The following is a 23289-nucleotide window of genomic DNA, read 5'->3' as shown; positions in this document are numbered from 1 at the left end:
TATTAGTAGGTAACATTAACTATTTTAATATGACAAACAAAAAAAATACAAAATACAGAGACTTATTTTTAGGGCTTCTTTTTGACGCCGTAGGAATGCTATCCTTTTCGGTATTAGGGATAGGAGAATTTTCCGATGTTATTTGGGCACCACTTTCTTTTTGGTTAATGACCAGAATGTATAAGGGCGCGGCAGGTAAAGCGGCAGGTATGGCATCCTTTGTAGAAGAATTAATTCCGGGAACAGATTTTATACCATCATTTACCATTATGTGGTTTTATACCTACGTTATAAGTGGCTCTAAACTTGGAGAGGTACTAGAAAAAAAATAGTATGAGTAAAAAAATTATACCATTTATAGTAATTTTCTTTTGTTTATTGCTAATTTTAATGCACCTACTTACTGCAGATTATACTAACTTAAGTATTGGTTTTTATGTGGGAATTGTATCCGCGGTAATAATAACCATTGCTATGATTTTTAATATAAGAGCAAGAAATAGGGGAGAAATTGAGTAATAATTTTTTGATCTTATACCAAAATTGAAAAGAAGAAACTTTGTTAAAAAGGCATCCTTAACTACTATGGCTGGTATTATTGGAGCTGATATTGTTTTTGGTTATAAAATGCCCGTAAATTACCAACCTTTAGCTTTACAAGAAACAGATCCATTTACCTTGTTTAATTTAGATAAGGAAATGGTTGTTTTAAATGATAAGCCTTGGAATATTGAAGCTAAAGCACATTTGCTAGATGAAAAAGTAACATCTAACAAAAATATGTTTATTAGAAATAATGGTATTCCGCCAGAAAATATAGACATCTCTAAATGGACACTTACCATAGATGGCGAATCTGTTCAGCAGAAAAAATCATACACTTTATCAGAATTAAAATCTAAATTTAAACAGTATACTTACCAATTAACTATAGAGTGTGGCGGTAATGGTAGATCTGAGTTTAATCCGCCTGCTAAAGGAAACCAATGGACTGTTGGTGCTGTATCTTGCGCAAGTTGGACAGGAGTTAGACTTAAAGATATACTTGATGATGTAGGTATTAAAGATTCTGCTATTTATATTGGATACCACGCAGCAGACTCACATATTAGTAGAGATCCTAACAAAGAGCCTATCTCTAGAGGCGTGCCAATGAGTAAAGCTTTACAAGATGAAACTTTGATTGCTTTTAAAATGAACGGTAAAGATGTACCAGCGGCTCACGGTTATCCTTTGCGTTTGGTATGTGGTGGTTGGCCAGCATCTACATCTGGGAAATGGCTAAATGGTATTAGTGTACGAAACAAAGAACATGATGGTGCTAAAATGAAAGCTCCGGCTTACAGAGTGCCAAAGAATCCGGTTGCCCCAGGAGAAAAGGTTAAAGACGAGGATATGAAAATTATAGAGTCTATGCCTGTAAAATCTTTAATTACTTATCCTAAATCTGGAGCAATGATAGATTTGGGTAAAAAACTAAACATTCGCGGTCACGCATGGGCAGGAGAATTAGAGGTGGTTAAAATGGAGTATTCAATTGATTTTGGCGCTACCTGGCAAACGTGTTCCGTACAAAAACCTGTAAACAGGTTAGCGTGGCAGCATTTTAATGCAGCAATTACATTTCCAGAAAAAGGGTATTATGAGGTTTGGGCTAGGGCAACAGATGTAAATAATGTAGCACAGCCAATGCTTGTACCTGGCTGGAACCCTAAAGGATATTTAAACAATGCTTGTCATAGAATAGCTGTAAAAGTGAAATAATGAGCAAAGAAAACAAGTTTAAAAATCAGGCTAAGCAGGTATACAGAATGCTTATTATGGTGTGGTGTGTAGTGCTTTTGGGAGTAGTATTTGCTATTTATGCGCTTGTAGATCCAAATTTTTCTGCTTTTAATACAGATGAAGAATTGCAAACTGTTGTAATAGAAAACACTATTGAAGAAGGTGATTGGGACAAAATTGAAAATGGGATACACATAAGAACAGGTTTTGTAGAGGATGATGGGTTAATGACTGTGGTGAATAATTGTACTAGCTGCCACTCTGCCAAAATGGTTACTCAAAACAGAATGACTAAAGAACGTTGGATATCTACAATTAGATGGATGCAAGAAACCCAAAACCTTTGGGATTTAGGAAATAATGAAGAGATTATAGTAAACTACTTAGCTAAAAATTACGCACCCAAAAGTATGGGTAGACGTGCTAATTTAGAAAATATTGAGTGGTACCAGTTAAATTAAATTACTTCTTGTTATTAATAGATTTAAAACTTATTAAACAACCTTATTTAAAGCTTTTATTTAAATCTAAGCCCTTAAGAAAATACTCTAAGGGCTGTAGACAACTATTAACGAAAAAACTAAAAATTAATTATAGTCAGCGTAACGTACGGCAAATACTGTTCTGTTTTCTTCACCATACTTAGAGGTTTCATACTCTGTTAAATTCCATAATAATCCTGTGCTTTTTTCAAGGTAAAAATCCTCAGCTCCATGTGGCCATCTATATCTTGTTCCAGATGCTTCACCGTCTGTGTAACGCACTAATCTTGCTGTAGAACCTTTATAACTACTTTTACCTGTAACAGCAAAAACACTTGTGCTATCTTTTCTATAAACACCTTGTATGTTGTAAAGTGGTCCGTTATTGCCAGATGCATTATCTTTAGGAACACTTATTTCTGCCGTTATGTAAGTATCAATATCTCCGTTGCTTGATAGGTTAAAACCGTAAACAGAAGGTATAATACTGCTGCTACTTGTTTTATATTGTGATGTGTAAAGCATATTATTACCAGTAGTGTTTTCTCCTAATGATACACAAGAAAAAGGATCTCCATCTAAAATATCATAATATCCAGATTGCGGTAAAATATACCCATAATTAAAAGCCTTTAAATCTCCGTTTGCATCTTGGCCAATTTTGTTTTTGGTATTGTCTGAACTAACAGCTATAATATTATTTAAATCAAAAACACGTAATCCTAAACTAGTAGAAGCTACATATATTTTCTGATTTGCATAAGCTACACCACCAGCGTGTACGGTAACCGGTGCAAACAAATTTAACTGATCATAACTATTTGTAGCCTTAAATAACTTTGGGTTACTAATATTATTTTTGTCTTGTACTAATAGTATATGGCGGTAAGTTATGTTGTTTGGGTTTGTGATATCTACCAAAGAAATTCTAACTCCTTTATGTTGGTTTTCAACTCCGTTTATATTAGATGGGCCAATACCATACCAAGTTGCTAGTAAAAACCGTTTCTGATTCCACGTAAAACCAGTTATTCCCTGTGGTCTCCAATCTGTAGTGTTTTGGTCACCAGTATTCCATTTAAAACCTAAAACTTGGTTATCTTCCGGAATATTAAAACCATAAACCTGGTTGTAACCAGCAGTTGTAGCATTCCTGTTTAGGCTAATATCTGTTGGGTTAAGGAAAGTTTCTGTACTTAAAGAGTTTATAAAAGCACTTTCATCTACGTAGTTAATACCTGTATTAGAAGGTGTAGCTACAACGTCCTCTGTTGTGTCTATTGCCTCTGTTTGGCAACTTATTGCAGCAAAAGCAGCGCATAATACACTTGTAATTATATGTTTTTTCATAATGTTTTTGTAATGTTATACTGTTTGTGAGTATGTATTTCCAAACCTATCTGTAACCTCAACAGTAATAGTTTTTGCTTTTTCATTTGGCGTAAAAAAGAACATATGATCATTTAATTGTGGCTCTACCCATGATCTTCTTTCAGGTAATTTTGGTCCGGTATGTAGTTTAATGCTAAGTGGATCTAAAGCCATAATTTTAGATACGTCAGTTTTTTTAATTCCGTCTTCATACCAACAAATTTGCCATTCCGGATCCCAGTTCCACACATTTAAACACCATTTATCCTTATGGTCTGGATGTTCTCCTTTTTTATAGACTGTGAACTGGTAATTTTTATCGTGTCCAATAGATTTATAATACCATTTAAAATCAGAACCTTTTGCAGAGTATACGCCATAGCCACTAGGAGTTCCGTCCCAACAAATAGGGCCACTCCACCAAGCACCACAAACGGTTCCATGACAATGCTCAAACCTGTTTTTAGCAACCATATTATCATTAAAATGAGTATGACCAGACATTATATGAGTATTATAAGGTTCTAGTATTTTGTATAAATATGCTCTGTTACTAACAACACCTCCCATTACATCTCTTTCTGGATAACGGCGTACTGCACCGGTGTAAGTTGGTATATGTAATGATACCACAACTGTTGTTCCTGGTTCTACAAAACTTAAGTCTTGTTCTAACCAAGCAAGTTGTTCTTCATTTATATAACCAATATATTTTTTATCCTGACCAATAAAAAATACATCGTCTAAAACAACATAGTGTATTTCTCCACGATTAAAAGAGTAATATGTTGGACCAAAAAGAGACTCAAAGGTAGTTGTTGTCATTTTATCACTACGCACATTTAAATCCATATCATGATTACCAATAACTTGGTAAAAAGGTACATTTGTATTTTTTATTGATTGGTTATAGTCTTTAAATAATTCTAGTTTATCAAAAACTAAGTCGCCACACCCAATACCAAATGTATTAGGATGATTTATATCTTTTACAGTATTAATAAAATCTGGTGTAGCCACGTTTAACAATTGCTGGGCCTCATATTTACTTTGTATTTGAGGGTCTGCAAGTAATAAAAAATGATGTTCATTATCTGAAACTACACTAGGTGTTAGTTCAAACAAGAACTCATTATTTTTTTTAGTAGCATCTATATGTTTAAAAAAGTCTGCAGAACCATTTTCTAGTTGGTTTATTTTAAACCCTGCAGGTTGTGTAATGTATACAAACTTTCTGTTACTATTGCTTAAAAAATTAAAATTACCATTTTGGTCTGTAAGCACAATTTGTTGTCCGTCTGTAACTTGAACTTTAGCAATACCTTTACCATTTGTAGTAACGCGCCCATTAATTTTAATGTGCTTATTGGTTACTAATTGCTCTTTGGTATTTGCAAAAATGGGAGATAAGCCACCAATTGTAGATATACCACCAGCAGTAATTCCTAATTTTTTTAAAAATTTTCTTCTATTTTCCATTGTGTGCTTTTTAGTTGTTATCCCACCAAACTTTTACATTAATTTCATTACCTCCAATACGGTTTACAGCTTCTTGGTAATTGTCACTATTTAAAGTACTAGCAGCAATTGGATAGAAAAAGCGACTTGGCATTTTTTTGTCATTAAACATAGCATCAGTAGTAGGTAAAACAGGAAACCCAGTTCTTCTGTGCTCAAACCAAGATTGATAATCTGTTAAATATAAAGCGTAGTATTTTTGTAACATTATGCGTTCTAGCGTATTGTTGTAAGCTGCATCAGTATTGTCAAAATAATCAGTAGGAACTTCTGCATCCCATAACTCTATAGCAGCAGTAACACCGTTGTTATAAGCAATTTCTGCATTAGTTAAATAACCTTTTTGAGCTAGTTCAGCCTTAATAAATTCTAGTTCTGAATAGGTCATAAGAGGAATAATCATTGGAGCTATTATTTGCTCTTGATTTATACCAGAAGCACTAGCAATATTGTCTGGTAACGGATTATTACTAAAATCTATAGGTTGACCAATGTATCCTAAGTCTTCATCATTTATACCTCTTGCTGGTGTAGCGTATATGCTTCTACGCGGGTCGTTAAATTTGTTTAAGTTATCTATGAAAAAATCGCCATAATACCTAAATAAACCAAAATCTGAAGCTCTGTCCCAAGGAGATAGGTTTGGGGCTTCACCTGTTACGTTTAAAACAGCTGCATCTTCATTAGAAGTGAAAACAGGATATTTGCTAGGGTTATTTAGTATTGAAACCATTTCTTGGTAAGTGTCTTTTTTACCAGAAATACGTAGTAGTAAGCGTAAGCGTAATGAGTTTGTAAACTTTTGCCATTTAGTTACATCATTATCAAAAAGAATATCATTTTCATAAACCATACCCACAGATACATCATACAAATTATTAGCCTGTTCTAAATTTGCTAATAACTGTGTGTATATTTCTTCTTGTGTGCTAAATTTAGGGAAAAGAATACCGGCCTCAGCTTGTAAAGCCTCAGTCATAGGAATATCACCAAAAGTATCTGTTAGTATAGAGAAAGCATAGGTTTTTAAGGTTAAAGCAACCGCTTGGTAGTTTACTTTTTCTTCTAATATAGCAGCTTTTTCCATTTCTACAATATTGGTAAGCGCTTTGTAATAATCTCTCCATAAAGAGGCTCCTATATCTGTTCTTAAGTCATATAAAAATGGTTGTCCAGATAAATCATCTATTCTATAAAAAACCTGCATTAGGCCAAAATTGTTATTACGAGCTTCATTAGCATTGCGAACTGCTAAGGAATAAATAATTGGATTAATAGCGCTGCCAGCTGTAATGCTTTCTAGTTTGTTTGGATCTGTATTTGTTTCTTCAAAATCTGATGTACAAGAAATTAGTTGCACTAAGATTAAACTTGAAAAAAGTAAAAATTTTATAGTTTTCATAGTATATATTGTTATGTGTTATAGTCCTAATTTTACATTAAAACCAAATTCTGTTGCAACAGGTAATTGTCCTACTTCTACACCTGTAAAAATATTTGTGCCACCTGCCTGTGCAGCAACTTCTGGATCATAAATAGGAAAGTCTGTCCATACGCCCAAGTTTCTTCCGTAAACAGAACAACTAGCGCTAGATATAAATAGCGATTTTAAAAATTTAGCAGGAACTTTATATTCTAAACTGACCTCTCTTAACTTTACAAAAGAAGCATCAAAACTATTGGCTTCTGTATTTACACGTTCATAATGCTTATCATAATACACCGCAATTGGTAAAGGAGTAGTGTTTGGTCTGTAAGTACCATCTCCGTTATCTACAACACCCTTGCCTATAAGTTCACCTTCTTCACGACCACGTAAAGTGTGTTTTAGTTTTCCTTGCTGAGTTAATTTATGGTGTGTGTGAGAGTAAATTACACCTCCATATTGGCCATCTATGACCATATTAAGTCTAAGGTTTTTGTATTTAAAAGAATTAATGAAGCCCGCACGCCAATCTGGAGTAGTTTCTCCTATATAAATGTCATCATCAGTTTTTATAGGGTAACCATTGTCTGTATATAAAATATCTCCGTTTTCATTTCTTTCAAAACCTCTACCGTATAAAGCTGTTGCAGATTCACCTTCTTTAGCAACAAGCCTAGCATTAGAAGAGCTCATCATTTGTAATTTGCCTTCTAGTCTGTCATCTAAACTCATTACTTTACTTTTATTAGTAGACCACGTCATTGTAGTATTCCAGTTAAAGTTTTTAGTTTTTACAGGGGTTGCTTTTAAAGACAATTCTACACCTCTGTTGCGTACTTCGCCAGAATTAATCCAAGCGTAACTATAACCGCTACTTTGCGCTAATGGAACTTTTAAAATTTGATTATCTGTAAACGTTTCATAAACAGCAGCATCTAAACTTAATCTGTTTTTTAATAAGCGAAGATCTAAACCAGCCTCATAACTTGTAGTTTGCTCTGGCTTTAATTCTGTATTATATAAAGTAGTAGGTGCCACTGCAGAACTCGAAAATTCATAACCGCTTCTGCCAAAGTATTTTTTAGTGCTATAACGTGGTGCATCATTACCAACTTTAGCGTAAGAAAAACGAAGTTTAGCAAAATCTATAGCAACTGGTAGTGTAAATATTTCATTTAAAAGTATGCTGGCATTTGCAGATGGGTAAAAGAACGACCAGTTTTCTTTTGGTAATGTACTAGACCAGTCATTACGTCCAGTAATATCTAAAAATAACTTATTATTAAAGCCTAATGATAACATTCCGTAAAGGCTATTTACTTTTTCATTTCCTTCATACTCATTTGTAAAAAGGTTTGTACCATTAACAAGGTTGTAAATGCCAGGTGTTTCTAAACCAACAGTCCAAGAATCTAATCTGTTGTACTTGTAAACCATTGCATTTGCACCTACAGAAGCATTTAAATCTATGTTTTTAATAGTGTTATTATAGGTAAGTAAAAAATCAGAATTAACTTCTCTTTTAAAAATACTAGTTGTTTTATAATAACCAGTTTTATACCTGTTTATATCATACGGTCTACGTTGTTCTGCATTTTTGTTGTAAGAGTTTAAAGAGGTTCTTAGCATTAAATCTAACTTAGGAGTAAGATTAATATCTGCACGTATGTTACCAGTAACAGCATCATGTTCTAATGTGTTTTCTACCTCATATGCAATACCGTAAGGGTTGTCTATATAACTACTATAAGGTCTTATCATACTTAAACCCTCTTTATCTTTTTTCCAAATAGGTCTGTACCAATCTAAGTTTACATTAGGATTCTGAAAAATCATAAAATAAGCTATAGAGTGGTTGTTGTAACCAGTTCCAGGAAGGTTATCACTATTTCTGTCTCTATAATTAACAACAGAACTAATTTTTACATTATCTGTTATTTGGTATTTACTATTTACGGATATTGAAAGCTGATCAAAACCAGTGTTTGGCATAATCCATTCATTTTTAGAATGTGTAAGAGAAGCACGCATACTTCCTTTATCATTACCACCCTGAATTGCTAAATTTTGAGTTAGTGTGCTACCTACACGCCAAAAATCACTTCTATTATTTTTGTATGGTTGCCATAATTGACGCTCTAATGATTGTCCCTCAACAGTGGGGTCGTACTGAAAATAATATTGCCCTTCAAACTTAGGGCCAAAAGCACTACTACTACCAGCAGTACTTTTTCCGTCTTCAGAAGCTCCGTAAGTGTAATAAGTGCTTCCATCAGGTTTTAGATAACTTCCTTTACCACTACCTTGTCCATATTCATATTGGTAATCAGGGTATCTAGTGACTACATCAAACTTGGTATTAGAACTAAAAGTAATTCCTAAACCTTGTTGTTTTTTTCCAGATTTTGTTGTGATGATAACTACACCGTTTGCTGCTCTAGAACCGTATAAAGCAGCTGCGCCAGCTCCTTTTAATACAGATACGCTTTCTATATCCTCAGGGTTAAGGTCAGATATTCCATTACCTAAATCTACAGGTGTATCATTAGATGCATCACCTCCCATATAGGAATTACTTGCACCTGTAGATGCTAAACCACTAGTAACAGGAACACCATCTACAACAACCAGAGCTGCATTGTTACCAGGGTTTAAAGAGCTGTCTCCTCTTAATTTTATTTCTTGTGAATTTAATGGTCCGCCTAACGATTGAATATTTAAACCAGGAACCTTTCCGCGTAAAGCATCAGACCAGTTATTAGGGCGTGCGTCTGTTAATTGTTCTCCTTTAACGGTTTGTTGTGCATAACCTAATTTTTTTTCTTCTCTTTTAATACCTAAAGCTGTTACAACTACTTCGTTTAAGGCATTAACGTTTTCCTCTAAAGTTATTTGGTAAAAAGAGCGGTTATCTGTTGTAATTTCCTTAGACTCAAACCCCATATAATTAACAATTAGGGTGGTAGCTTGCACATTAATGTCTAAAGAAAATTTACCATCAAAATCTGTTGTTGTGCCAGTTTTAGTTCCTTTAATTAGTACACTTGCTCCAGCTAATGGTATGTTATCTTTATCAATAACAATTCCTTTAATTGTCTTTAACTGTTTGGTTTTTTTAGCAACAGTTATTGTTTTATTAATAACTTTAAATGCAATTTTTTCTTCTTCACTAAGTTTTGCTAATATTTCTTTAAGTGTAGTATTAGTGTAATTGTAGTTTTTTTTGGTAGTATTTTTAACAATACTATTATCATAAACAAAGGTGTATTCTGTTTTGTTTTCTATTGCTTTAAAAACCTTGTCTAAACTAACTTTATTTAAAATTACTGATATTTTTTCTGGTTGATTAAAACCCAACATTATGTTGGATGTTAATACAAGACTAATGACAAAATATAGTTTTATATATGATTTGAGTTTTTTCATTAGCTTTTTTTGTAAATTTGATTTCATTTTGGCTTTTTAGTGTTAACTGATAAGTCTTTATTAAAGTTTTTTTCAAGTTTTAGGCTTGAAGATTCATTATAGCCCATTACTGTTCCCGCAGAAATGGGTTTTTTTATTTGTTTTACATAGGCATTTCTTCATTTTTAGTTTTTAGTATTGTTATTTGGTTGTTTGTAATAGTATATTCAATGTTTTTTAGGAATTTAATACTTTCCAATACCTCAATTAATTTAGGATTTTTATAAGTACCCGTAAGTTTTAATGATTCTAAATCTTGGTCTTTAATTGTAATTTTTACATTAAACCAATTCTCTAATTTTTCTGAAACTTCTTTTAGGTTATTGTCTTTAAACCACAAAGTATTTTTGGTCCAAGCATTGTAATTGTTAGCATTACTTGTGCTTTTTTCTAAATTAGAAGAACCATAAACATAAGTAGCGCTTTGATTTTTTGTTAAAAACAGTTGCTTACTTAAATCTGTAATCATTTGTACCTTTACCTTTCCTGTGTTTACAGTTACTTTAGCATTGTTTTTAGGGTAGGAGCTTATATTAAAAGATGTACCTAATACTGTAGTTTTTATGGTATTAGTTTCTACGCTAAAAGGGTTTAGGCTGTCTTTGGTAACCTTAAAAAATGCTTCACCATTTAGTGTTACATTTCTGTTATTTGTAAATTCCTTAGCGTAAGAAATACTACTTTTTGAATTTAGAAAAATAGAACTTCCATCTGGTAGCGTTATATTTTTTCGTTCACCTTTTACTGTAGCATAGGTTACTATGGTTTCTTTAGTAATAGTATGTATAAAAAATGTACCTAAGCTTATAAATAGTATTATTGCAGCAGCAATTTTCACAAAAGTTGTTTTTTTAGACTGCTTAACGGTTTTTGCCTTAATAGCGTTAAACATTTTTTGCTTTCGTGCTTCATTAGTAATGTCTGTGTTTACTTCTTTATCTTGCAATGAATCAAAAAAGGTAGAAACAATATTCTCTTCCTTTTCTGATGCTGTACCTTTAGAAAACTTTTCTGTAATTTTTATAAATTCTTCTTTCTTCAATGTTATTGCTTTTACTAGGTAGTCACAAAAACAAAGGAGTACACGTAAGCAATTTTTTAAAAAACGAGCCTTTTAACAATTGGTTAATCTGCGGGTTGTTTTAGTGATATTAAGTTAACATTAGTATAATGCTAGCGTAAAGAGAGGTGGTGCTTAAATTATTTTTTAAGTGTTTAATAGCATTACTAATATGTGTCTCTACAGTGCGTATAGATAAGTTTAGTTCTGCAGCTATTTCTGCATTTGTAAGATCATCAAACCTACTCATAATAAATACTTTTTTACATTTATCTGGTAGTGTAGCAATCACAGAGTTTATTTCTTGCTGAAGTTCTTTATATTCTACAGTGTTTTCTTGAGAACTGTCTGTTGGAAGATCTAAAAGCTTAGATAAGTGTATGTTTGTAAATTTTAAATCTCTAATAGCGTTTGCCATTTTGTATTTAACAGATTTAAAAAGGTAGTTTTCTAGTTTAATTACATTTAAACTTTCTCTGCGTTCCCAAAAGTTTATAAAAACTTCTTGTACTATATCTTCACATAAAGACTCATCTTCGTAAACTTTAAAAGCGTATAAATAAAGTCTTTTCCAATATGTGTTAAATATAGTTTCGTAGGCATTTATATTGCCTTTATATACTTCTTTTAAAAGCAGTTGTTCGTTAAATTGTTTTTGGTTTACTAGCATTTAGGGGGTACTATCTAATACTTTACAAAAGAAAGTGTATCTATATCGCAAACAAAAACCTTAAGATTAAGACTTGGTTAATAAATTGTTATTAGGAGATTTTTTCTAAATTTTTATTTAAAAAAACGACCAAAACCAAGTCTAGAGAGCATCTTTTTTTCAAAAGCCCAAAAGAATTTAAACTGACCAAATAGCCAACCAAAAGCAACTAGTAATATTTGATATATTGGAAATATAATTAGTATACGTACTGTCCAATATAAAATTAAAAAATACCAATCTGAAGGGAAAATTTCTCTTGTAAAGCCTATAAAGTCCAGAAAAGGTCTTGCAATTTTTAAAGAAGAAGAACCTGTTAGGGCAAATACAATAAGTATCATAACAATGGCGAAATTAGAATCTATTCCCCAGCGTTGTTTTAATTTTTCCATAATAGCATTTAATCGACCGCAAATATAACAGCTTATATGCGAGGAACAAAATGGCCAAGACGCTGATTGTATTTTCTTTGAAAATAAATAAAGTAATTGTAGAGTTTATAATTTACTTCATAACCATAATCTATGTTTGCAGAATAGTTAATTTGCATTTCGTATAAATTTGGATTAAACCTAAAAGGTTGTGTAACTCTCTGGTTCCATTCTGTAACATATAAACGGTTTCTTGTTTCTAGGTAACTTTGTGAATAGTATTGCTCTGGCCTAGCAAAACTTACCAGCCAAGCATTAAAACCTGGGTCTATAATTGTTATTTCATACTCAGATTCATCATCAGCTATAACAACAGGATCTCCATTTTTTTGTTCAAATACATCTTTTTCTGCGTTAGATATTAATACAGTTTCTTTGGTACTAGTACAATTTATAAATAGGGTAGCGGAAATTAATAAACTAACTAAATAAAATTTCTTTTTCATAGCATCTGTATTTATTCTAATATACAAAAAAAAAGCCACTCGATTTTGTCAAGTGGCTTATATAAGTTTGTTAAAACGTGTTTATTTTCCAAAAAGTCCGCCTAATAGTCCTCCAATTCCAGAACCACCGCTTTTGTTACTTCCTCCAAGAACCATACCGGCAACATCATCTAAAATACTACCATCACCGTCAGAATCTAAAAAAGATTCTATTAAAGATTGTTCTTTATTGCTGTTTTCATCACCTCCTAGTAAACCTCCTAAAAGATTTCCTATTCCGTTAGACTCAACAACGTTTTCATTTCTTGCTTGTTTTCCTAAAACACCCATTAATATAGGAGCAGCAACTTTTAATATAGTAGCAACAGTATCTGAACTTACACCAGCTTTTTGACTTAGTGCATTTTCTACCTGTGGTTGTTTTGCTCCTAATACGTGGTTAAGTATTCCTTGACCATCGTTCATAACGTTGTCATCTACACCGCCGCCAAATAAACCACCCAGGTTGTCTAAAATACTACCATCATGTTTATTTGTTAATGCGCTCATAAGTCCTTGCGCACCTTCTGGAGTTGCTGTGTTTTTTTTCATTGCACCCATTAATAAAGGTAGGGCCATACTAAGTACACCTGCTGTTTTTTGTTCTGATTCTCCAGCCTGTCCTGCAACACCTTTAATAATTTGTGAGCCTATTGGGCTATTTAATAAGTCTAATAATCCTGACATTTGATTTGTTTAGTTAATGTTTAATAATGCTTCAATTTACAAAAAAAATAAATGCTATTGTAGAATAACCGATAATCTGCACTTATTTTAGTAAACTTACAATTTGAGTAGCTAATTCTTCTCCAATTCTATTTTGTGCTTCATTGGTAGCAGCACCAATATGTGGAGTTAAGGAAATTTTTGGATGCATTAAGATTCTTATTTCTGGATTTGGTTCAGATTCAAATACATCTAAACCAGCAAAAGAAACTTTATTTTCCTCTAAAGCATCTACAAGTGCAACTTCATCTAAAGCGCCACCACGAGCAGCATTTATAATACCAACACCGTCTTTCATTTTATCAAAATCACTATCAGCAATAGTGTAATTTGCTTGTGCAGGAACGTGCACTGTAATAAAGTCAGATTCTTGTAAAAGAGTATCTTTTGGTGTATTTTTTAAATTAAAGGAAACTGTTTGTCCATCAAAAAAAGGCACTGTAACAGTAGCTTCTTCTACCTGCGTATCATGGTAAATTACTTTCATACCAACACCAAGTGCTATTTGGGCTGTAGCTTTACCAATTTTACCAAAACCAATAATACCTATTGTTTTACCTCTTAGTTCTACACCTTTAGCGTAGGCCTTTTTAAGTTGTTTAAACTTGCTGTCACCCTCTAAAGGCATAATTCGGTTTGCATCATATAAATAACGTACACCATTGTATAAATGTGCAAATACAAGTTCTGCTACAGAAGCAGAAGAAGCAGAAGGTGTATTAATAACGTGTAAGCCTTTTTCTTTTGCGTAATCTACATCAATATTATCCATACCAACGCCACCACGACCAATTAATTCTAGAGTAGGGCAGTTGTCTATAATATCTTTTTGTACCTGGGTGGCACTACGTACTATTAACCCAGCAATTTTATGTTCATTAATATAATTAGCAAGCTGTTCTTGTGCTACAGTAGTGGTAATTACTTTAAAACCAGCTTTTTCTAATGCGTCTATACCGTTTTGTGATATACCGTCGTTTGCTAATATTTTTTTCATACGTAATCTTAAATTATTTATAACAATTTATGCTTTTCTTTCTAAGTCGCTCATAACATCTACTAAAGTACCTACGCTATCTAAAGACAATGCATTGTACATAGAGGCTCTGTAACCACCCACAGATCTATGGCCATTAATACCATTAATACCAGCCTCTTTACACATAGTATCAAAAGTTTCTTTTAATTTTTCATCTGTTAAATTAAAAGTGGCATTCATATTAGAACGGTCTGCTTTTTCTGCAAAACCTTTAAATAATGGGTTTAAATCTATTTCTGAATATAACAATTGTGCTTTTTTATCGTTTATTTCTTCAATAGCATCTATACCACCAAGGTCTTTTAGCCATTGCATGGTTAACATAGATGTGTAAACAGCAAAAACAGGTGGTGTATTAAACATACTGTCTTTACTAATATGTACTTGGTAGTTTAACATAGAAGGTATTTGTCTTGTTACTTTGCCCAGAACATCTTCTTTTATAATCACTAAAGTAGTACCAGCAGGGCCCATATTTTTTTGCGCCCCAGCATAGATTAAATCAAACTGAGAGAAATCTAATTTACGAGAAAAGATATCTGAACTCATATCACAAACTACAGGGACTTTAGTTTTAGGAAACTCCTTAATTTGTGTTCCAAATATGGTATTGTTAGATGTTAAATGAAAATAATCTAAATCTGCAGGAACCATATAATTTTTAGGTATGTAGTTGTAGTTTTTATCTTTAGAAGATCTTACTTCTACAATTTCACCAAACATTTTAGCTTCTTTAATAGCTTTATCACTCCAAGTGCCAGTGTTTAAGTAGCCTGCCTTTGTTTCTAATAAGTTATAGGCAGTCATTAAAAACTGCAAACTAGCACCACCTTGTAAAAATAATGCTTTGTATCCTTTGTCTGTTAACCCTAAGTGCTCTAATGCTAAAGATTGTGCAGTTTCCATAACAGTTACAAAATCTTTACTACGGTGAGATATTTCTATCAAAGATAAACCAGAACCATTAAAATCTACAACAGCTTCTGATGCTTTTAATAATACTTCTTGTGGTAAAATACAAGGTCCTGCGCTAAAATTATGCTTTTTCATTTGTACGTGTTTTGTTTGTAATTGGTTTGCTAGCCAATTTATGTTTGTAGCTACAAGTAATTAATTGTTTTTTAATTGTTTATAGCTTTATTAAATTTATTTAAATATAAGGTAAAGGTCTAAATTTTATAACAATACACCTTTTATAATTTGAATTAATTCTAGGATGTTTTCAACAAGAATTCAACAGTATCTATATTATCTGCATAATCTGTTAAACTAGGTTTTTGTGTTTCACCAAAATTAATTTCATTTTTAAGCAAACCATTAGCAACAACACATTGTATTTTGTCTTTATCATGGGTAAGTTTTTGCTTTAAAGCGTCTAACGACTCGTAATACTCATAAAAAACAGAGGAAATAGGAGAAGCGTAACTTTCATCTTCCTTAATCATTAAAAATCCATTTTCTAAAATATTAAATTCACTCATTAAATATACAGCCTTATTATAATCATAATTATTTGCATATTTCATATGGTTTATAATGTCTTGTTTGGGATACATTGCTTTAAAAAAGGCATCAAAATTATATCCTTTAGGAACAAATAGTTTAGAAACACTTCTACAACCCAAGCCATAGTATGTAAATATGTCTTCGGCAAGATTTTCTAATTGCTCATTGGTTTCGTTGCCAGTTAAAACTGCAACAGAATTTCTGTTTTTTCTTATAATATTTGGTTTTTTTCCAAAATAATGCTCAAAATACCTAGCAGTATTATCGCTTCCGGTAGCTATTACAGCATCAAAACCCTCTAATCTACCATCTACATAAATTATAGAATTTGCTAAACTTGGAAGCTTACTAATTAAAAACGATGTTACAAAAGGAAGTAGTATTTTATCGTTAGATGATAACTTAATTAAAGCGGTATTACCTGTTAATACAGTTGCTAAAAAATCGTGAAAACCAACAAGCGGGATGTTACCGGCCATTATTATGGCTACTTTTTTGATATTATGCGAACTTAAGTTGTATGATTTAAACCAATTATTTAAGTTTTTTTGAGTTAGTAAATTGCTCCAATTTTTTAAGCAAAAAAGAATATTTTCTTCAGTAAACCAACCGTTGTGTAAGCTAGCTGTATGTACTGCATCTTGTAATTTTAAGACCCATTCATTTGTATTTTCTTCTTGTTTTTCTGAGTTTGCAAATTCGTAATAATCTGCAAACAAAGTTCCTAATTCAGAAAAAGCAACTATTCTATCTTCAAGTTTAGCCATTTTATTTGTATAGTGATTTAATAGGGTTTACCTTTGTGCAAAAGTAGATATACTGATTAAATATCAGTCTAAAAATTGATATAAATTATGGCAATAATAATTACAGACGAATGTATTAATTGTGGAGCTTGCGAGCCAGAATGTCCTAATACAGCAATATATGAAGGTGCAGATGATTGGAGATATGCAGATGGAACATCTTTAGAAGGAACAATTGTTTTACCAAATGGTAAAGAGGTTGATGCTGAAGAGTCTCAAGAGCCTATTAGTGATGAAATTTACTATATATCTCCAGACAAGTGTACGGAGTGTAAAGGCTTTCATGAAGAGCCACAGTGTGCTGCGGTTTGTCCTGTAGACTGTTGTGTGCCGGATGATGACATTGTAGAAACAGAAGAAGAACTGCTTGCAAAGCAACGTTTTATGCACCCAGAGGGGTAGTAGTAAAAGAGTTTTACGTATTATTTATGATAAAAAAAGCGAGGATATTATATCCTCGCTTTTTTGTGTTTTTAAATTATCTACTCTTAGAAGTTGAAGTTTATTCTACTAAAAATATAGGTTCCGTCTGAGCCCATTTGTACAGAATCTGCTAAACCACCTTGATCTGTCCATCCATCAAATTGTGGAGTAGGATACTCATTAAATAAGTTATTAGCGCCAACTGTAAGTTTTAAATTTTTACAAAATTGATAACCAATACTTAAATCAACAACTAGTGCTGCTTCATAAATATCTGTAGCTACTGGGTAGAGTAAATCCGCTTCAGCTTGTGTAGTTGCAGGTGTATCTACCCACTGAAAATCTTGTAATTCTACTTCACTAAATTGTGTTAATGTTGCTTGTGCATTAAATTTAGGAGTAGAATAACCAAGATTAAGTCCAAATTTGTAATCTGGTGCAGCAGCTTCTAAATAAGCTTGAGAAAATGGTCCAAAGAAAGTAAACTCATTTAAATTACCATTGTGTATTTCTTTTACTTCTAAGTCATTAAAGTTACCAATTAAACCAATACTAGCTTTTCCGTTTGCACCAATAGTAGTGGTGTAGTTAAGTACAATGTCTAAACCAGTAGTTCTGGTATCTACGCCATTTGCAAAAAATTGTGCTGCATCTACACCTAAAGGTCCAAGTACAGCTTGGTCTGTAAAGTTATCTGTTAAAATGATACGGTCATCTACAGCAATGGAATAAGCATCTATAGTTGCAGAAAAACCACCATTTGTATAAGTAAATCCTAAACTGGCGTTTAAGGCTTTCTCTTCATTAAGTTGTCCTATTCCAAAAGCTTTGGTTACAGTGCTATTGTTTGCAGATAATAATGATGGTACAGACCTACCAGCAACAATATTTGTAAATATTAAGTTGTAATATAATTGCGCTAATGATGGAGCTCTAAAGCCAGAAGAAACAGATCCTCTAAATGCCAAGTTTTCATTAATTTTATATCTACTTGCTAGTTTAAAGTTAAAAGTGTTGCCAAAGTCGCTATAGTTTTCATAACGTAATGCACCTCCAACCATAAATTCATCAGTTACATTTAATTCAGAATCTACATAAATACCGTAATTGGTTCTACTACGGTCTACTTCGTTAGCAGGACTATATCCTGGGAAACCTTGTGAGCTTCCAGGTAAATCATCTCCGTTACTGTCTTGAGCAGCAGTTTGTGTAGCTGGGTTTGTAAGTACTACGCCATTTTCATCATACAATGAGTATGATGCTTCTTCGCCAGAAAATATACCAAAGTTTTCTGTGCGGTATTCAAATCCGTAAGCTACATTTAAACCAGCGGCAACATCATCAAAATACTTGTTAAGTTCTAATCCTGTTGTATTCATAGAAAGGTAATGTCCACCAGCATCAAAATCAGTAGGAGAAGCATCTTGCATAGAAGCGTTATTTGTATTTTTTACAAAATAATGAAAGTTATTTTTCCCGTAAGTGTTGTTAAAATCTACGTTCCATCCATTTTTAGTTTTGCTCCTAACACCAGCAGAAACAGAAACATCTGTAATTAATGAAGTAATTTGAGGTGTAAATCCGTCTGGGTACAAACTTGGTACAGATCTATTGTCGCCATCTGCAAAACCATCTCTGGAAAAAGCGTTTGCATTGGTATCTCTGTAATTTCTGCCACCAAAGGCGTAAACCTCTGTGTTTTCATCAATAGGAACAGCAGAATTAATCATAAAATTAAAACCATCTATTGCAGCTCCTCCGTATCCTTTTCTCCAGCTAAATCCTGGTCTAAGTGTTTTTTCTTTAGATAAAAATTCGGTTGTAACATTAAAAAAACCACCATTTTCTCCAAGAGCCATACCGTAGTTAAGATCTATTTTAGTAGTTTCTCCATCAAAATTTTTGTCTTTTCCGTCCAGTCTGTTTTTGCCTTCAACATTATAAAGCGTTTCTCCTGTTTCTTCTGCCCATCCATCTCCAATAGCAGTGCTGTAGGCTCCGTAGGTAATTCCGCCAGAAAATCCGTTGGTATTGTTTTTTAATACAATGTTAATAACACCGGCAATGGCATCCGATCCGTATTGTGCAGATGCGCCATCTCGTAAAACTTCAATTCGTTTTATGGCAGAAGCAGGAATAGCATTTAAATCTGTACCAGAGTTACCACGACCTCTAGTTCCAAAAATGTTTACCAAAGAAGATTGATGTCTTCTTTTTCCGTTTACTAGTACCAGTGTTTGGTCTGGTCCCAAACCTCTTAAACTAGCAGGTACAATATGGTCTGCACCATCGGAACCCGACTGTTTTGTGGCATTAAATGAAGGAGCGGCATATTGTAATATGTCATTAACTTCTACCTTACCTGTGTTAGAGGCAATTTCTGCAACATCTAAAACATCAATAGGTACAGCAGTGTCCGTAGCTGTTCTTTTTGGGCTTCTAGATCCTACAAGTTGTATTTCATCTAGTAGCATACCTTCAGACAAGGTTACATTTATAGTTGTTTTGCCAGACGTACTAATTTCTTGTGTGTTAAAGCCAATATAGCTAAACACAAGTGTGGCATTTGTTTGCGTGTCAATACTGTATTTCCCATCAAAATCTGTAGATGTTCCGTTTGTTGTGCCTTTTTCTAGAATGTTTACGCCGGCTAGCGGTGCTCCTTCATCATCTACTACAGTACCTGTAATTGTAGATTGACTAAACGCGAACGAGAAGCATAATAGGCTAAAAATAAGAATACATTTTTTTTTCATATAGATTGATATTTAGGTTTTTATAAATCTAAAGGTAATCAAAAACGTTTTATTTGTTCTCGAAAATTTTTAAATGGTATATTTGCGGCACTAAAAATAGAATTTGAAATGAAAGCAGGTATTGTTGGATTGCCAAACGTAGGGAAATCTACCCTTTTTAATTGTTTGTCTAATGCAAAAGCGCAAAGCGCAAATTTTCCGTTTTGTACTATAGAGCCTAATATAGGTGTTGTAAATGTACCAGATGCAAGGTTGCAAAAATTAGAAGAATTGGTAAACCCAGAGCGTGTTTTACCTGCAACTGTAGAGATTGTAGATATTGCAGGTCTTGTAAAAGGTGCAAGTAAAGGAGAAGGTTTAGGGAATCAGTTTTTAGGAAACATTAGAGAAACTGATGCTATTTTACACGTATTACGCTGCTTTAATAATGATAATATTGTACACGTAGATGGTTCTGTAGATCCTATTAGAGATAAGGAAACCATAGATATGGAGTTGCAGTTAAAGGATTTAGAAACTGTAGATAAAAAACTAGAAAAAGTAAAACGTACAGCTAAAACAGGAAATAAAGAGGCGCAGAAGGAAGAAGCCGTTCTTTTAAAGTTAAAGGAAGGTTTAGAAGCTGGTATTTCTGTTAGAGCTATAGAGGTTGAAGAAAAAGACCATTTAGAATATGTTAAACCGCTACAGTTTATTACAGATAAGCCAGTAATGTATGTATGTAATGTAGATGAAGATGCAGCTGTAAATGGTAATGAATATGTAGAAAAAGTTAAAGAAGCTGTAGCTAAAGAAAATGCAGAAGTTATTTTCTTAGCAGTAGGTACAGAAGCAGATATTACAGAGTTAGATAGTTATGAGGAGCGCCAAATGTTTTTAGAAGATTTAGGTTTAGAAGAGCCTGGTTCTGCTAAGTTAATTAGAGGTGCTTACAAGCTACTAAATTTAGAGACCTATTTTACTGCAGGTGTTAAAGAGGTGAGAGCCTGGACTATACCAGTGGGGGCAACCGCGCCACAAGCAGCAGGTGTTATACATACAGATTTTGAAAAAGGTTTTATACGTGCAGAAGTTATTGCTTACAATGACTATGTTACTTACGGTAGCGAAGCTAAAGTTAAAGAAGCAGGAAAAATGCGTGTAGAAGGTAAAGAGTATATTGTAAAAGATGGAGATGTTATGCACTTTAGATTTAATGTATAATAGTTTTTAACTTAATTATAAATTAAAATGCTGTAACCTTGTTGCAGCATTTTTTTGTGCTATAAAGTTAAAATGATGAATTTTTTATCTTATTTCTTAATTGTAACTACTTAATTTCTATATATCAACAAAATTAAATGTACTATTGTTAATTACTTTAAGCTGTAGGTGTTTCATTTTTTTCTAACACTTACTATATTAGCGTGCAAACTGCAATTATCCTAAATCAATGTCAGACAATACTAAATATACTGAAGACAATATACGTTCCTTAGACTGGAAAGAGCATATTCGTATGCGTCCTGGTATGTATATTGGTAAATTAGGCGATGGTTCATCTGCAGATGACGGTATCTACATTCTTTTAAAAGAAGTTTTAGATAACTGTATAGATGAGTTTGTAATGGGTGCAGGCAAGACCATAGAAATTAGCATAAAAGATAATTTAGTTAAGGTTCGCGATTATGGTCGTGGTATTCCGCTGGGTAAAGTTGTAGATGTAGTATCTAAAATGAATACTGGTGGTAAGTACGACTCTAAAGCCTTTAAAAAATCTGTTGGATTAAATGGTGTAGGTACCAAAGCTGTAAACGCTTTGTCTAACTTTTTTAAAGTAGAGTCTTCAAGAGAAGGGCAATCTAAATGGGCAGAGTTTAGTCAAGGTAATTTAGTTGCAGAAGAAGGTCCTGTAGATAGCTCTAAAAGAAAAGGTACAAAAGTTTCGTTTACACCAGATGAAACTATATTTAAAAACTACAAATACAGAAATGAGTATGTAGTACGTATGCTTAAAAACTACGTGTACCTAAATCCTGGATTGACTATAGTTTTTAATGGAGAAAAATATTTTTCAGAAAATGGACTTAAAGATCTTTTAGAAGATAATAATAATGTTGAAGATTTACTGTATCCTATTATTCATTTAAAAGGAGATGATATAGAAATAGCTATAACACACAGTAAAACACAGTATAGTGAAGAGTATCAATCCTTTGTTAATGGTCAGCATACCACACAAGGTGGTACGCATCAATCTGCTTTTAGAGAGGCTATTGTAAAAACAATTAGGGATTTTTACGGGAAAAGTTATGAGGCTTCGGATATTCGAAAGTCAATTATCTCTGCAGTATCAATAAAAGTAATGGAGCCTGTTTTTGAAAGTCAAACAAAAACAAAACTTGGTTCTACAGATATGGGAGGTAACTACCCAACTGTACGTACTTATATAAACGATTTTGTTGGTAAGTATTTAGATAATTACCTTCATAAAAACCCTGAAACAGCAGAAGCGTTGCAGCGTAAAATAATACAAGCAGAACGCGAGCGTAAAGACTTGTCTGGTATTCGTAAGCTTGCAAGAGATAGAGCTAAAAAAGCCAGTCTGCATAATAAAAAACTAAGAGATTGCCGTGTTCACTTGGGAGACCTTAAAAAGGACAGAAGATTAGAGTCTACTTTATTTATTACCGAGGGAGATTCTGCATCTGGATCTATAACTAAATCTAGAGATGTTAATACCCAAGCAGTTTTTAGTTTGCGTGGTAAGCCTTTAAACTCTTACGGAATGTCTAAAAAGATTGTGTATGAGAACGAAGAGTTTAATTTATTACAGGCAGCTTTAAATATAGAAGAGTCTATGGAAGATTTGCGTTACAATAATATTGTAATTGCAACAGATGCCGATGTAGATGGTATGCATATTAGATTGTTATTAATTACTTTTTTTCTGCAGTTTTTCCCAGAATTAATAAAGGAAAATCATTTGTATATATTACAAACGCCTCTTTTTAGAGTTCGTAATAAAAAACAAACATACTATTGTTATAGTCCAGAGGAAAAGGCTGAAGCAATAGAAAAGTTAACTGGTAAACCAGAAATTACCCGATTTAAAGGTTTGGGTGAAATTTCTCCAGATGAGTTTAAACATTTCATTGGTGATGATATTCGTTTAGAACCTGTAATGCTAGACAAGGCAATGTCAATTGAGCAATTGTTAAGTTTTTATATGGGGAAAAATACACCAGATCGTCAAAAATTTATTATAGAAAATCTTAAAGTAGAACTTGATTTAATCGAGGACAACTAATTATAAACCAGA

At 32.9% G+C, this 23289-nt stretch carries 20 protein-coding genes; 7 read left to right on the top strand and 13 right to left on the bottom strand.

Annotated elements, in window-relative coordinates:
• The first annotated feature begins 29 nt into the window (after positions 1–29).
• Genes PBN93_RS15045 through PBN93_RS15030 form a run of 4 tightly spaced genes read left to right on the top strand, consistent with a single transcriptional unit; the run spans position 30 to position 2246 of the window.
• Positions 30–332: a hypothetical protein gene (locus tag PBN93_RS15045; RefSeq protein WP_077399783.1), complete on the top strand. Its 303-nt coding sequence runs from the start codon at positions 30–32 to the stop codon at positions 330–332.
• Position 333: 1 nt separating this feature from the next.
• On the top strand, positions 334–519 hold the full coding sequence (locus tag PBN93_RS15040) for a hypothetical protein (protein ID WP_077399780.1): 186 nt from the start codon (positions 334–336) through the stop codon (positions 517–519).
• Positions 520–543: 24 nt separating this feature from the next.
• A complete protein-coding gene (locus PBN93_RS15035; RefSeq protein ID WP_271081001.1) occupies positions 544–1764 on the top strand; it encodes a sulfite oxidase in 1221 nt (406 codons plus the stop codon).
• A complete protein-coding gene (locus PBN93_RS15030) occupies positions 1764–2246 on the top strand; it encodes a monoheme cytochrome C (RefSeq protein ID WP_271081000.1) in 483 nt (160 codons plus the stop codon). The genes PBN93_RS15035 and PBN93_RS15030 overlap by 1 nt, the downstream gene beginning before the upstream one ends.
• Before the next feature lie 126 nt (positions 2247–2372).
• Here PBN93_RS15030 and PBN93_RS15025 read toward each other — a convergent pair whose 3' ends face one another.
• From PBN93_RS15025 to PBN93_RS14970, 12 genes are all read right to left on the bottom strand, one after another.
• Complete coding sequence (locus PBN93_RS15025) at positions 2373–3617, bottom strand: hypothetical protein (protein WP_077399771.1); 1245 nt, start codon at positions 3615–3617, stop codon at positions 2373–2375.
• A 15-nt stretch (positions 3618–3632) separates the two neighbouring features.
• Positions 3633–5117 (bottom strand): calcineurin-like phosphoesterase family protein, encoded by a 1485-nt coding sequence (locus tag PBN93_RS15020; protein ID WP_271080999.1) that lies wholly within the window; start codon positions 5115–5117, stop codon positions 3633–3635.
• Between the two features lie 10 nt (positions 5118–5127).
• Positions 5128–6558, bottom strand: coding sequence for a SusD/RagB family nutrient-binding outer membrane lipoprotein (locus tag PBN93_RS15015; protein WP_271080998.1), 1431 nt, complete (start codon positions 6556–6558; stop codon positions 5128–5130).
• An 18-nt stretch (positions 6559–6576) separates the two neighbouring features.
• The gene (locus PBN93_RS15010; protein ID WP_271080997.1) at positions 6577–9942 is read right to left on the bottom strand and encodes a SusC/RagA family TonB-linked outer membrane protein; all 3366 of its coding nucleotides are present in this window, start codon (positions 9940–9942) and stop codon (positions 6577–6579) included.
• A gap of 208 nt (positions 9943–10150) precedes the next feature.
• On the bottom strand, positions 10151–11089 hold the full coding sequence (locus PBN93_RS15005) for a FecR family protein (RefSeq protein ID WP_271080996.1): 939 nt from the start codon (positions 11087–11089) through the stop codon (positions 10151–10153).
• Between the two features lie 109 nt (positions 11090–11198).
• A complete protein-coding gene (locus tag PBN93_RS15000) occupies positions 11199–11777 on the bottom strand; it encodes an RNA polymerase sigma-70 factor (protein WP_077399758.1) in 579 nt (192 codons plus the stop codon).
• 113 nt (positions 11778–11890) lie between these two features.
• Positions 11891–12208, bottom strand: coding sequence for a DUF6787 family protein (locus tag PBN93_RS14995; RefSeq protein ID WP_271080995.1), 318 nt, complete (start codon positions 12206–12208; stop codon positions 11891–11893).
• Between the two features lie 32 nt (positions 12209–12240).
• Positions 12241–12693 carry a DUF6146 family protein gene (locus PBN93_RS14990; RefSeq protein ID WP_077399755.1) on the bottom strand — a complete coding sequence of 151 codons (453 nt, stop codon included), beginning with the start codon at positions 12691–12693 and terminating at the stop codon, positions 12241–12243.
• 81 nt (positions 12694–12774) lie between these two features.
• Positions 12775–13419 carry a DUF937 domain-containing protein gene (locus PBN93_RS14985; RefSeq protein WP_077399752.1) on the bottom strand — a complete coding sequence of 215 codons (645 nt, stop codon included), beginning with the start codon at positions 13417–13419 and terminating at the stop codon, positions 12775–12777.
• An 82-nt stretch (positions 13420–13501) separates the two neighbouring features.
• The gene (locus PBN93_RS14980; RefSeq protein WP_271080994.1) at positions 13502–14455 is read right to left on the bottom strand and encodes an NAD(P)-dependent oxidoreductase; all 954 of its coding nucleotides are present in this window, start codon (positions 14453–14455) and stop codon (positions 13502–13504) included.
• Between the two features lie 27 nt (positions 14456–14482).
• Positions 14483–15547: a 3-phosphoserine/phosphohydroxythreonine transaminase gene (gene serC / locus PBN93_RS14975; protein WP_271080993.1), complete on the bottom strand. Its 1065-nt coding sequence runs from the start codon at positions 15545–15547 to the stop codon at positions 14483–14485.
• Between the two features lie 161 nt (positions 15548–15708).
• Positions 15709–16770 (bottom strand): acyl-CoA reductase, encoded by a 1062-nt coding sequence (locus PBN93_RS14970; RefSeq protein WP_271080992.1) that lies wholly within the window; start codon positions 16768–16770, stop codon positions 15709–15711.
• A gap of 87 nt (positions 16771–16857) precedes the next feature.
• On the opposite strand from PBN93_RS14970, the gene PBN93_RS14965 reads away from it, so the two are divergent.
• Positions 16858–17211, top strand: coding sequence for a 4Fe-4S dicluster domain-containing protein (locus PBN93_RS14965; RefSeq protein WP_013622548.1), 354 nt, complete (start codon positions 16858–16860; stop codon positions 17209–17211).
• 86 nt (positions 17212–17297) lie between these two features.
• On the opposite strand, the gene PBN93_RS14960 is transcribed toward PBN93_RS14965, so the two are convergent.
• A complete protein-coding gene (locus tag PBN93_RS14960) occupies positions 17298–19988 on the bottom strand; it encodes a TonB-dependent receptor (RefSeq protein ID WP_271080991.1) in 2691 nt (896 codons plus the stop codon).
• A 108-nt stretch (positions 19989–20096) separates the two neighbouring features.
• On the opposite strand from PBN93_RS14960, the gene ychF reads away from it, so the two are divergent.
• Both ychF and PBN93_RS14950 read left to right on the top strand, forming a co-directional pair.
• Positions 20097–21191 carry a redox-regulated ATPase YchF gene (ychF, locus tag PBN93_RS14955; RefSeq protein WP_077399739.1) on the top strand — a complete coding sequence of 365 codons (1095 nt, stop codon included), beginning with the start codon at positions 20097–20099 and terminating at the stop codon, positions 21189–21191.
• A gap of 229 nt (positions 21192–21420) precedes the next feature.
• A complete protein-coding gene (locus tag PBN93_RS14950; protein ID WP_077399735.1) occupies positions 21421–23277 on the top strand; it encodes a DNA topoisomerase IV subunit B in 1857 nt (618 codons plus the stop codon).
• The last annotated feature ends 12 nt before the right edge of the window (positions 23278–23289 follow it).

The sequence above is a fragment of the Cellulophaga omnivescoria genome, from assembly GCF_027915275.1.
Lineage (GTDB): Bacteria > Bacteroidota > Bacteroidia > Flavobacteriales > Flavobacteriaceae > Cellulophaga > Cellulophaga omnivescoria.
This window is presented reverse-complemented; position numbering and strand designations above follow the sequence as displayed.